A 10523-nucleotide genomic window follows, 5' to 3' on the forward strand; every position below is an offset into this window, starting at 1 on the left:
CTTGTTGACCCGAACGCTGGGTTACGAACCAGCGCCCGGGACACCTTGTTGACCCGGACGTCAGCCGGCCACCAGATCCACCGTCAGTCGGCCCTCGGCGCGGCCGTGCTGTCCCGCAGCACCACCTCCGCGGAGGCCGTGCTGGCGTCGGTCTCGCGACCCTCGCGAAGGGCCAGCCGGACCGCGAACTCGCCCATCGTGGCGAGCGGCAGGCGAACGGTGCTCAGGGCCGGAGCCAGGTCGGTCGCCAGCGGGATGTCGTCGAAGCCGGCCACGGAAACGTCGCCGGGGACGGAGATGCCGCGGTCGCGCAGTTCGGCGAGGACGCCCGCGGCGCAGATGTCGGAGAGGGCGATCACGGCGGTGGGCAGCGGAGTTCCACTCTCCTGGGCGACGTCCAGGATCCGCGCCATCGCGGCCCGACCGCCCTCCCGGGTGAACTCCGCGCGCCGGACCATCCCTTCGCCCGCCTCCAGCCCGAGCTCGTGCAGCGCGTCCAGGACGCCGTCGAGGCGGTCCTCGGCGACCCGCATCCGCTCGGGGCCGGTGATCACCGCGAAGCGGCGGTGGCCGAGTTGGGCCAGTGCGCGGGTGAGCGCGGCGGCGCCCGCCTTGTTGTCCACCTCGACGGTGTCGTACAGCGGACCGTGGTCGGTGATCGCCGCCACCCGGCCGCCCTGCTCCTGGTACGCGGCCAGCGCCTCGTCCAGCTGCTGGATCACCGCGGTGTCGTTGTACGCCGACCCGGCCAGAATGATCGCCCGGACCCGGTGCGCGTGCAGCATCCGGATCGCCTCCAGCTCGCGCCGGGGGTCGCCGTCCGTGCTGGTCACCAGCGACAGCAGGCCCGCCCGGGCAGCGGCGTCGCCGACCCCGCGCGCGATCCCGCCGAAGTACGGGTCGGCCACGTCGTGCAGCAGCACCCCGATCGTCGCGCCGGACGACCTGGCCAATGCCTGCGCCGGCGCGTTGGGGAGGTAGCCGAGCGCCTCGGCACTCGCCCGGACCTTCGCCGACAACTCCTCCGTCACCGACCGCGCCGAGCCGTTCAGGGCCCGGGAGGCGGTGGCCAGCGAGACACCAGCGTGCCGCGCCACATCCCCGAGAGTGACAGCCACCCGATACTCCCCGCTTTCCCCGCGCCCTGCTCGCCGATGATCGAGGGACAGGTTACCGCCCAGCCCCGCTCGGTTGACCGAGCCGACCACAACGCCTTGACCGGGGCGGGCGGGCCGCTTAGCCTCGGCGCATGGAAAGCGCTTTCCAAGGGCCTTCGACGGCCGGCATGGAAAGCGCTTTCCAGTAGCCCGCACAAAGCTTCTGCACCACCCCGCTCCGACTCTCGACCAGGCGACCTGCCGAGCGACCACGGGGGGTTGGAAAGCGCTTTCCCGCGACCGCCCGGGGCCTCCCCGTGGCGTCGCGGTAAGCGCTTTCCGACCCTCCCGCCGTCCGATCGACGGAGCCTCCACCACCTCCGCCCACGGAAAGGACCCCACCCATGTCCCGCAGGGTCATCGGCATCGTCATGAACGGCGTCACCGGCCGGATGGGTTACCGCCAGCACCTGGTGCGCTCGATCCTGGCCATCCGCGAACAGGGCGGCCTGCCGCTGGGCGACGGCCAGGTGCTGTGGCCGGAGCCGATCCTGGTCGGGCGCAGCGCCGCCAAGCTGGAGGAACTGGCGAAGCGACACGGCCTGTCGCACTGGACCACCTCGCTGGACGAAGCACTGGCCCACCCGCTGGCGGAGATCTACTTCGACGCGCAGGTCACCCAGGCCCGCGAGTCCGCGATCAAGACCGCGATCGCGGCCGGAAAGCACATCTACACCGAGAAGCCGACCGCCGAGTCGCTGGACGCGGCGCTGGAACTGGCGCGGCTGGCCCGGGCCGCCGGCGTCTGCAACGGCGCGGTCCAGGACAAGCTGTTCCTGCCGGGCCTGCTGAAGCTCAAGCGCCTGGTGGACGGCGGCTTCTTCGGCCGCATCCTGTCGGTGCGCGGCGAGTTCGGCTACTGGGTGTTCGAGGGCGACTGGCAGGACGCCCAGCGTCCCTCCTGGAACTACCGCGCCGAGGACGGCGGCGGCATGATCCTCGACATGTTCCCGCACTGGCGCTACGTGCTGGACGGCATCATCGCCCCGGTCCGCTCGGTGTACGCGCACGCCGCGACGCACATCCCGCAGCGGGTCGACGAGCAGGGCCGCCCGTACCCGGCGACGGCCGACGACGCGGCGTACGGCGTCTTCGAGCTGGAGGGCGGGATCGTCGCCCAGGTCAACTCCTCGTGGGCGGTCCGGGTGGACCGGGACGAACTGGTGGAGTTCCAGGTCGACGGCACCGAGGGCAGCGCGGTCGCCGGGCTGCGCAACTGCCGGATCCAGCACCGCGGTTCGACCCCGAAGCCGGTGTGGAACCCGGACCTGCCGGCCACCGAGCAGTTCCGCGAGCAGTGGCAGCAGGTGCCGGACAACGCCGAGTTCGACAACGGCTTCAAGATCCAGTGGGAACTGTTCCTCAAGCACGTCGTGACCGGCGCGCCGTACCAGTGGGACCTGCTCGAGGGCGCCAAGGGCGTGCAGCTGGCCGAACTGGGCCTGCGCTCGGCCCGCGAGGGCCGGCGGCTGGACGTGCCGGAGCTCAGCCTCTGACGCACTGACACCCTGCGCCTCGCGCCTCGCGCCTCGCGGCGGGCGCCCCGTGGCGGGCGCTGGGCACGGGGCATGGGGCGGCCCGGTACCGGGCGGCGGGCTGCGGGCGGCGGAGGCGGGACCATGCGGCCGGACGGGGCTGCACGGTCCGGTCCGCCCTCGCCGCCCCGCCCAACTCCCCCCGCCCCTCCCCGCCCCTCCCTCGCGCACCCCGGGCCGGCGCCTGGCGCCCGCGCGCCGCAAGCGGTCATTTTCTGTCACGCGGTCGAGTTGATCTATGCAGGGATCATCTCCGCGTAGATGATCTCCTCCACCCGGCCGGCCGCTCTCCGCACCCACCCACCCACCGACACCCCCCTCTCCGTCCACCCCACCCCACCCCCCTCCCTCGATCCCCGCGATCGCCCGACCTCAAGGCCTGACACCATGACTCATCTCGATCTGCCCGGCATCGGCCGGTACCAGTTGCGCGAGCCCGTGGCGCTCGCCGCCCCGTCAGGGCCGGCCTCCTCTCGGGTGGCGTTCGCGGCCGCCCACGTGGTGGCCGATCCGCTGGGCGGGAACGCGCCCGGCGCGCCGACCGCCGTGGACTGGGATGGGACACTCAAGTTCCGGCACCGGCTCTGGGAGCTGGGCCTCGGTGTCGCCGATGCGATGGACACCGCACAGCGCGGGATGGGCCTGGACTGGGCCGCGACCCAGGAGCTGATCGCCCGATCGGGTGCGGAGGCGAAGTCCGTCGGCGGTCGGCTGGCATGCGGCGCGGGCACCGACCAACTGACGTCCGTCGACGTCTCGTTGGCCGAGGTGTCGGCGGCGTACGAGGAGCAGCTGGCGGTGGTCGAGGCGGCGGGTGCGCAGCCGATCCTGATGGCGAGCCGGGCGCTGGCGGCGTCGGCGCGCGGTCCGGAGGACTACCTGTCGGTGTACGGGAAGCTGGTCGAGCAGGCCGAACGGCCGGTGATTCTGCACTGGTTGGGCGAGATGTTCGATCCGGCGCTGGCCGGCTACTGGGGCTCGGCGGATCTGGATGCGGCCGCGCAGACGGTGCTCGAACTGATCCGCAGCCACCCGGGGCGGATCGACGGAATCAAGGTGTCGCTGCTGGATGCGGGCCGGGAGATCGCGCTGCGGCGTGAACTGCCGTCCGGGGTGCGGATGTACACGGGCGACGACTTCAACTACCCGGAGCTGGTTCGGGGTGACGAGGTCGGGCACAGTGACGCGCTGCTGGGCGTCTTCGACCCGATCGCGGAGGTCGCGGCGGCTGCTCTGCAGGCGCTCGACGCCGGTGATCTGGCGCGCTACGACGCGCTGTTCGGCCCGACGGTGCCGCTGGCGCGACACCTGTTCGCGGCGCCGACGTTCCACTACAAGACCGGCATCGTGTTCCTGGCGTGGCTGTGCGGGCACCAGGACCACTTCACCATGGTGGCCGGTGCGCAGAGCGGCCGTTCGGTGAGCCACCTGGTGGAGCTGTTCCGACTGGCGGACGTGGCCGGGGTGTTGGGCGATCCGGAGTTGGCGGCCGGTCGGATGCGGCAGTTCCTGGCGCTGGCGGGGGTGCGGGCATGAGCTCGGCGGGGCTGAAGGTGGCCGAGGGGTGCGAGCGGCTGTCGCTGAACCAGATCACCACCAAGGGCTGGAGTCTGGAGGAGGCGGTAAGGGGCTGCGTGGACGCCGGAGTTCCGGCGATCGGTCTGTGGCGGGACAAGGTCGGCGAGGCGGGTCTGGGCCGGGCGGCGCGGCTGTGCCGGGACGCGGGTGTCGCGGTGAGCAGCCTGTGCCGGGGCGGGTTCCTGACGGCCGGCGACGAGGCAGCGCGTCGGGCGGCGTTCGCGGACAACCTGGCGGCGATCGAGGAGGCGGCCGAACTCGGCACCGACACCCTGGTGTTGGTGGTGGGCGGCCTCCCGGCCGGCAGCCGGGACCTGATCGGGGCCCGCCGCCAGGTGGCCGACATGATTGCCGAACTCGCGCCGCACGCCGGTGACTTCGGAGTCCGGCTGGCGATCGAGCCGCTGCACCCGATGTTCTGCGCGGACCGGGCGGTGGTCTCCACCCTGGGCCAGGCGCTCGACCTGGCTGAGGCCCATCCGGCCGAGCAGGTCGGTGTCGTGGTGGACAGCTACCACGTCTGGTGGGACCCGGAGTTGGAGCAGCAGATCGCACGGGCCGGCGCCGGTGGCCGGATCGCCTCCTACCAGGTGTGCGACTGGACGCTACCGCTGCCCGCGGACGCGCTGCTGGGCCGCGGGCACGTCGGCGACGGGCACATCGACTTCGGCTGGCTGACCGACCGGGTGGCCGCCGCCGGCTACGACGGCTGGATCGAGGTCGAGTTGTTCAACGAGGCGGTCTGGCACACCCCGGGCGAACAGACCCTCGCCACCGTGAAGGAGCGCCACCGCACGCACATCGTGCGCCGCTGACCAAGGCAGGCGCGAGCGGGCCGGAGGGTCACCGGCCGGTCCGCCGCCCCTGTCGTGTCGCAGTGGTGGGCGCGCGGCCCGGTCCGGTTGAGTGGTGCCGCGCCGGGGCTGGAAACCGGACGCGGGGGCCGGAGACAGGCGAGTGGGTCGGAAACCGGCGAGTGGGTCGAGATCGTGATCGAGAGAGGCGGAGGTGGGCGGATGCGAATCGTCGTAGCGCCGGATTCGTTCAAGGGGACGATCGACGCGGCGGATGCCGCCGAGGCACTGGCCGCAGGTTGGCGTTCGGTCCGGCCGACGGACGAAGTGCGGTGCGCGCCAATGGCCGACGGCGGGGAGGGGACGCTCGCGGCCATCGTCTCCGCCAGCCCCGGCGCGCGGCTGATCGACGTCCCGGACGTGACCGGCCCGGACGGTCGGCCGGTGTGCGGGCAGTTCGCACTGCTGCCGAACGGCACGGCGGTGGTCGAGCTGGCGGTGGCAAGTGGACTCCCGCTGCTGGGAAACGAGTTGCGCCCACTGACGGCGACCACGCGGGGCACCGGCGAGACGATTGCCGCCGCTCTGGACGCCGGTGCGACCCGGCTGCTGATCGGCCTCGGCGGTTCGGCGTCCACCGACGGCGGCTTCGGACTGCTGTCCGCTCTCGGCGCCCGCCTCCTGGACGACGAAGGCGTAGAGCTTTCTGACGCTGCGTCAACTCTCGATGCCGCACTCGAGGTTGCCGCCACCTTCGACCGTTCACGGATCCGCTTCGCCCCGCCCGGCGGGGTGGTGCTGCTCACGGATGTGACCAATCCGCTGCTCGGCGAACGCGGCGCGGCGGCGGTGTACGGGCCGCAGAAGGGCGCGGGCGAGGACGAACTCCCGCTGCTGGAGCGCAGGTTGACGAGACTGGCGGAGCTGATGGGCGCCGACCCCTCGCACCCCGGTGCAGGTGCGGCAGGCGGCACGGGCTACGGGCTGCTTGCAGGCTGGGGCGCGGTGGTCGAACCGGGCGCACCAGCGGTTGCCCAACTCCTCGGGCTGCCCGACATGTTGGCGTCAGCAGATCTGCTGATCACCGGCGAGGGCCGGTACGACGCGACAAGTCTTCAGGGCAAGGCCGTCGGCGAGGTGGTGCGCCTGGCCGAGGCGGCGGGCGTTCCGTCCAACGTGGTGGCAGGCGAGTCGACTGCCGCCGAGGTGCTCACCCTCTCCTCGCTGGCCGGTTCCGCATCCGCCGCCCGGGCCGATCCGGCCCACTGGCTGCACCGCGCCGGGGCGACGCTCGCGGACCGGTGGACAGCCTCGCAGTCCTGACCCGCCGTCCCCGACCACCCGTTCCGCCCCGCCGACCCGCCGACCCGCCGACCCGCCGACCCGCCGACCCGCCGACCCGCCGACCCGCCGACCCGCCGAGTGAACCCTCCTCCCACCTGCCCGATATCCCGTTGACCTGCTGTCGGCGGCCCGGAAGGATAAGTCGTCATGTCTACTTTCCATGACGACCCACAGTCCGCACCGGCCACCCCTGCCACGCCCGCGCCGACCACGCCCGCCCCGACCACGCCTGCCGCGGACTGGACGGACTGGGCAACGGCCAACCGCGCGAACTGGGACGAGCGGGTGCCGGTCCATGTCGGCGGTGCGTTCTACGACGTCCCGGCGTTCGTGGCCGGCGCCGAAGTGCTGCGGGACTTCGAGCTCGCGGAGCTCGGGGACGTCACTGGAAAGCGCTTGCTGCACCTGCAGTGCCACATCGGCCTGGACACCCTTTCGTGGGCGCGTCGCGGCGCGCTGGTGACGGGGCTGGACTTCTCCGAGCCGGCGCTCGTGGAGGCCGCGCAGCTCGCGAAGCGGATCGGGACGGACTCAGCGCGCTTCGTCACCTCCGATGTGTACGGAGCGGTGGAGGCCCTCGGCGGCGAAACCTTCGACATCGTGTACACGGGCATGGGAGCGCTGAACTGGCTTCCGGACCTTGCACGTTGGGCACGCACGGTGGCGGCACTGACCAGCCCGGGCGGCTTCGTGTACCTGTCCGAGTTCCACCCGGTCGCCGAACTCGTCGCGGAGGACGGCCGCACTATGGTGGAGGACTACTTCGACCGCGCGCCGGCCGTCGTGGACGAGCCCGGCAGCTACGCCGACCGGGACGCGACGATGACCGCGACCCGCACGGTGCAGTGGCGGCACGGAATCGGCGACGTGGTCAGCGCCCTGGCAGCGGCCGACCTGCACCTGGAGTTCCTGCACGAACACGCGCACGGCCACTTCTTCCTGCCGCCCGGCCCCCGCCTCCCGCTGGTCTACTCGCTGCGCGCCTCCCGCCCGTCCTGAAGCCCCACCGCCGAACACCGCCGGGCGGCGAACCTGACTCCAGCGCCGGAAGAAACCCGAACGGCCCACCGAATCCGCCGGGCCGTCCCGACGCTGCGGTCACTCGGATGGAGGCCGTCGCCCGAACGGTCAGCGCACCTCTCCGGCCAGGGCATCAACAGCCGCATGAACGGCCGCCGGGTGGGCGAGAAGGTCGGTACTGTCGGCCCACTGATCGACGGCTCCGGTCAGCGGGAGGTCGCGCAACTCCCGTTCGGTGACGGCGCGTTGGAGGGCGCGGGCGAAGCGGTCGGCGTGCAGGACCAGGTACGGGCGGCTGTGGTACGGGCGCCGCGTCGGGTCCAACGGTTCGGTGAGCGCCAGCGCGTTGTGGGCGCGGGCGGCGGACTCGTAGGCGTCGCACAGATGACCCTCGCGGGTGCCGTGATCGGTGGCGGCGAGGACGGCGCGCAGAGCCGGCCCGAGGACGGGGTCGGCGGGCAGGCGCGCGAACGCCTGCCCCAACCACTTGCTGTACGGCGCGAAGGAACGATGTTGCAGCAGGGTGAGCCGCATCAGGTCGCGGACCAGGCGGGCGGCGACGACGGCGGCGCCGAGTTCGTCGCCCGCCTCGGCGCAGCGGCCGACGAACGCTTCCTCCTGCGCGATGCGCTGCCACTGGCAGGCCATCAGGTATCGCCACAGCTGGTCGGGGTACCACCGGAAGCGTCGGCGGACGGCGGTGACGGTGCCGTGGTCGTCGCGCAGGACGATGCCGGCGGTGAGTTCGGCGAGTTTCTGCTGCGGGAGCGCGAGCCAGTCGGTGGTGGTGGGATCGGTGTCGGCCCAGGCGGCGGCCCGGGGGCCGAGCTGGGTGGTGAGCCAGCCGGGCAGGTGGTGGACCGTGACGCGGTGGTCCACGGCGCCGGCGGTGGCGGGTTCGAGGTGGCTGACAGGGTTGCGCGGGTCGCCGGTGGCACGGAAGTGGGTGGACCAGCCGCGGATCTGCGGGGGCAGGCGTTCGGCGAGCAGTGTGGTGATGGCCGGGCCGTGCCGCTCGGCGTCCTCGGGGGTGAGGAAGATCTGGAGGCGCGGCCCCCAGTCGTGGTCGGCGGAGCGGGCGGTGTCGAAGCCGAGCACTTCGGAGCCCGGTCCGATTCGCGCGGCGGCGTAACGCAGCCGCGGGTAAGCGCTTTCCAGCAGGGGTCGGACTGCGTCCTCGTACAGTGCTGCGGCAAGTTCGAGTCCCGGCACGAACGGCGGCTCCGGCGTGATCATGCCGCCCACCTTGGCAGCGAGCAGCGCCGTGGTCCATCGCATATCGCCCCTGCCGGCAGGACATCAACGCGACCGAGTGGTTCAGCCGACGGCGGCGGGGCGTTTGTCGGGCCGCCCTGGGCGAGGTTCGGAAGCGGTGACCGGATCGGCGACGTGCGTCTCGGCCGCAAGCCCCTTGAACGGCTCGTCGGGGCGGTCGCGAATTGGCATGGCGACCAGGAGCGTGAAGGTCAGCAGGACGTAGGCGCTGCCGCCGAACAGTGTGCCGGGGGTGCGCCCGTCGGGGTGCCAGAGCCACACCATGCCGCTGGAGATGACCAGTTGGAGCAGCCAGCTGACGGTGAGCAGGCCGCGGCGGCGTTCGCGCAGCGCAACCTCGGCGAGGACCACCAGCGCGGGCAGCACCCACACCAGGTGGTGCACCCAGGTGATCGGGCTGACCAGGCAGCAGGCGAGGCCGGTAAGGCTGTAGGCGGCGAGGGTGTCACCGGCCCGGGTGGCCCGGTGCAGGCGGTGCGCCCAGATGGCGAGGACGGCGAGCGAGGCGGCCACCCACAGTGCCCGGCCCGGGAGTTGAGGTCCGAGGCGGGCGATGAGGCCCTGCAACGACTGGTTGGACATGTTGGCGAAGCCGCCGACCCGGTCGGTGTCCCAGAGGGTGGCGGTCCAGAACTGCCGGGAGACCTCGGGACCGATCAGAAACCCCAGCCCGGTGGCGCCCAGCGCGGTCACGGTGGCGGTCCCGGCGGCGCGCCACTGGCGGGTGATCAGCAGGTGGACGATGAACAGTGCGGGGGTGAGCTTGATCGCGGCGGCCAGTCCGATGCCAACCCCGCTCATGAACTTCCAACGGCTGTCGGCAAGTTGCCGATCCGCGAAGACCAGGGCGACCAGCAGCAGGTTGACCTGACCGAAACTGAATGTGTCGCGCACCGGGTTGCTGAGACCGCACAGACAGGCCGCCAGCCCGAACGCGTACCACCGGCACCAGCCGCGCCGCCGCGCGATCGGATCGACCAGCCAGTACAGCAGGAGGGCGGTCGCGACGGCGGACAGAACGACACCGACCGCGATCGCCGGGTGCCAGCCGAACAGGCGCATCGGCAGCATGCAGACCGCGGCGAACGGCGGGTAGGTGAATCCGTAGGCCGTACCGGGGCGGACGTAGTCATAGAGCTGCCCGGTCTCGAACCAGTGCCGCACCGTGCCGTAGTACACCCCGATGTCGAACCAGCCGCGATGCCCAGGAATGACCGCCAGGACCAGGGCGGTAACGACCACAGCGACCCCCAGGACCACGACCCTGGCGACGGTCGTTCCCCGCGTCAGCACGCCAACTGCCGTTCACGGAACGAGATCCCGCGCTCCGCAGCCGCCACAACTCCGACCCCGATCCCCAATCCGCCGACCGCGAGCACCAGTTCCGCACCGTCCGGGCTGAACCCGTCCGGCATCACCACGAACACCAGAACCACGCAGGCAAGTTCGACGACCCTCCGGACACCCGGTGCACGAACGGCGAACGCCGCGGGAAGCACTGCCCACAACGCGTACCACGGCCGAAAGGCCGGCCCGAAAGCAACCAGGACGGCAAACGCGAACGCCAGGGCAGCCACCGGCTCGCTCCCCCGCCCGACAACTTTCCACCCCAACACGGCAATAGCAGCTGCCGCGAGGACAATCCCGAGCAACCGGGCGACATTGACCGCACCCCCCGGAGCGGTGCCTGCGATATCGGCGGCCAGTCGGCCCAGACTGCTGGTGAGAGGACGGTAAGTAACGTGATGTCCGTTTCGAGCTTTCGTTTGGGGTAGGCGGGCTGGCCTCGGACCGGTCAGCCTTCTATGGCCGTGGCTGGG

Annotated in this window: 9 protein-coding genes; 5 read left to right on the forward strand and 4 right to left on the reverse strand. The window is 72.0% G+C overall.

Annotation, left to right across the window (positions count from 1 at the left end; all coding sequences use genetic code 11):
• Positions 1 to 83: 83 nt before the first annotated feature.
• Complete coding sequence (locus ACIHEI_RS36540) at positions 84 to 1118, reverse strand: LacI family DNA-binding transcriptional regulator (RefSeq protein WP_396609849.1); 1035 nt, start codon at positions 1116 to 1118, stop codon at positions 84 to 86.
• Between the two features lie 383 nt (positions 1119 to 1501).
• On the opposite strand from ACIHEI_RS36540, the gene ACIHEI_RS36545 reads away from it, so the two are divergent.
• The 5 genes from ACIHEI_RS36545 (at position 1502) to ACIHEI_RS36565 (ending at position 7407) form a co-directional block, all read left to right on the forward strand.
• On the forward strand, positions 1502 to 2653 hold the full coding sequence (locus ACIHEI_RS36545) for a Gfo/Idh/MocA family protein (protein WP_396609850.1): 1152 nt from the start codon (positions 1502 to 1504) through the stop codon (positions 2651 to 2653).
• 426 nt (positions 2654 to 3079) lie between these two features.
• On the forward strand, positions 3080 to 4228 hold the full coding sequence (locus ACIHEI_RS36550; protein WP_396609851.1) for a dihydrodipicolinate synthase family protein: 1149 nt from the start codon (positions 3080 to 3082) through the stop codon (positions 4226 to 4228).
• The gene (locus tag ACIHEI_RS36555; protein WP_396609852.1) at positions 4225 to 5085 is read left to right on the forward strand and encodes a sugar phosphate isomerase/epimerase family protein; all 861 of its coding nucleotides are present in this window, start codon (positions 4225 to 4227) and stop codon (positions 5083 to 5085) included. The genes ACIHEI_RS36550 and ACIHEI_RS36555 overlap by 4 nt, the downstream gene beginning before the upstream one ends.
• 201 nt (positions 5086 to 5286) lie before the next feature.
• Positions 5287 to 6387: a glycerate kinase gene (locus tag ACIHEI_RS36560; protein ID WP_396609853.1), complete on the forward strand. Its 1101-nt coding sequence runs from the start codon at positions 5287 to 5289 to the stop codon at positions 6385 to 6387.
• A 168-nt stretch (positions 6388 to 6555) separates the two neighbouring features.
• A complete protein-coding gene (locus tag ACIHEI_RS36565) occupies positions 6556 to 7407 on the forward strand; it encodes a class I SAM-dependent methyltransferase (protein ID WP_396609854.1) in 852 nt (283 codons plus the stop codon).
• 129 nt (positions 7408 to 7536) lie between these two features.
• Here the strand turns inward: ACIHEI_RS36565 and ACIHEI_RS36570 are convergent, their stop codons facing one another.
• The 3 genes from ACIHEI_RS36570 to ACIHEI_RS36580 all read right to left on the reverse strand — a co-directional run bounded on the left by ACIHEI_RS36570 (position 7537) and on the right by ACIHEI_RS36580 (position 10280).
• Positions 7537 to 8664 carry a DUF4037 domain-containing protein gene (locus ACIHEI_RS36570; RefSeq protein ID WP_396609857.1) on the reverse strand — a complete coding sequence of 376 codons (1128 nt, stop codon included), beginning with the start codon at positions 8662 to 8664 and terminating at the stop codon, positions 7537 to 7539.
• Positions 8665 to 8745: 81 nt separating this feature from the next.
• Positions 8746 to 9945, reverse strand: a complete 1200-nt coding sequence (locus ACIHEI_RS36575) for a glycosyltransferase 87 family protein (RefSeq protein WP_396609855.1) — start codon at positions 9943 to 9945, stop codon at positions 8746 to 8748.
• Between the two features lie 44 nt (positions 9946 to 9989).
• Positions 9990 to 10280 carry a hypothetical protein gene (locus ACIHEI_RS36580; protein WP_396609856.1) on the reverse strand — a complete coding sequence of 97 codons (291 nt, stop codon included), beginning with the start codon at positions 10278 to 10280 and terminating at the stop codon, positions 9990 to 9992.
• Positions 10281 to 10523 lie beyond the last annotated feature (243 nt).

The sequence above is a fragment of the Kitasatospora sp. NPDC051984 genome, from assembly GCF_044593455.1.
Taxonomy (GTDB): Bacteria; Actinomycetota; Actinomycetes; order Streptomycetales; family Streptomycetaceae; genus Kitasatospora.

What these genes read in the sequence shown, in the direction of transcription:
- ACIHEI_RS36545 (WP_396609850.1), top strand. Translation starts at nt 1,502, where the DNA reads ATGTCCCGCAGGGTCATCGGCATCGTCATGAACGGCGTCACCGGCCGG.
- ACIHEI_RS36570 (WP_396609857.1), bottom strand. Translation starts at nt 8,664, where the DNA reads ATGATCACGCCGGAGCCGCCGTTCGTGCCGGGACTCGAACTTGCCGCA.
- ACIHEI_RS36560 (WP_396609853.1), top strand. Translation starts at nt 5,287, where the DNA reads ATGCGAATCGTCGTAGCGCCGGATTCGTTCAAGGGGACGATCGACGCG.
- ACIHEI_RS36555 (WP_396609852.1), top strand. Translation starts at nt 4,225, where the DNA reads ATGAGCTCGGCGGGGCTGAAGGTGGCCGAGGGGTGCGAGCGGCTGTCG.
- ACIHEI_RS36565 (WP_396609854.1), top strand. Translation starts at nt 6,556, where the DNA reads ATGTCTACTTTCCATGACGACCCACAGTCCGCACCGGCCACCCCTGCC.
- ACIHEI_RS36550 (WP_396609851.1), top strand. Translation starts at nt 3,080, where the DNA reads ATGACTCATCTCGATCTGCCCGGCATCGGCCGGTACCAGTTGCGCGAG.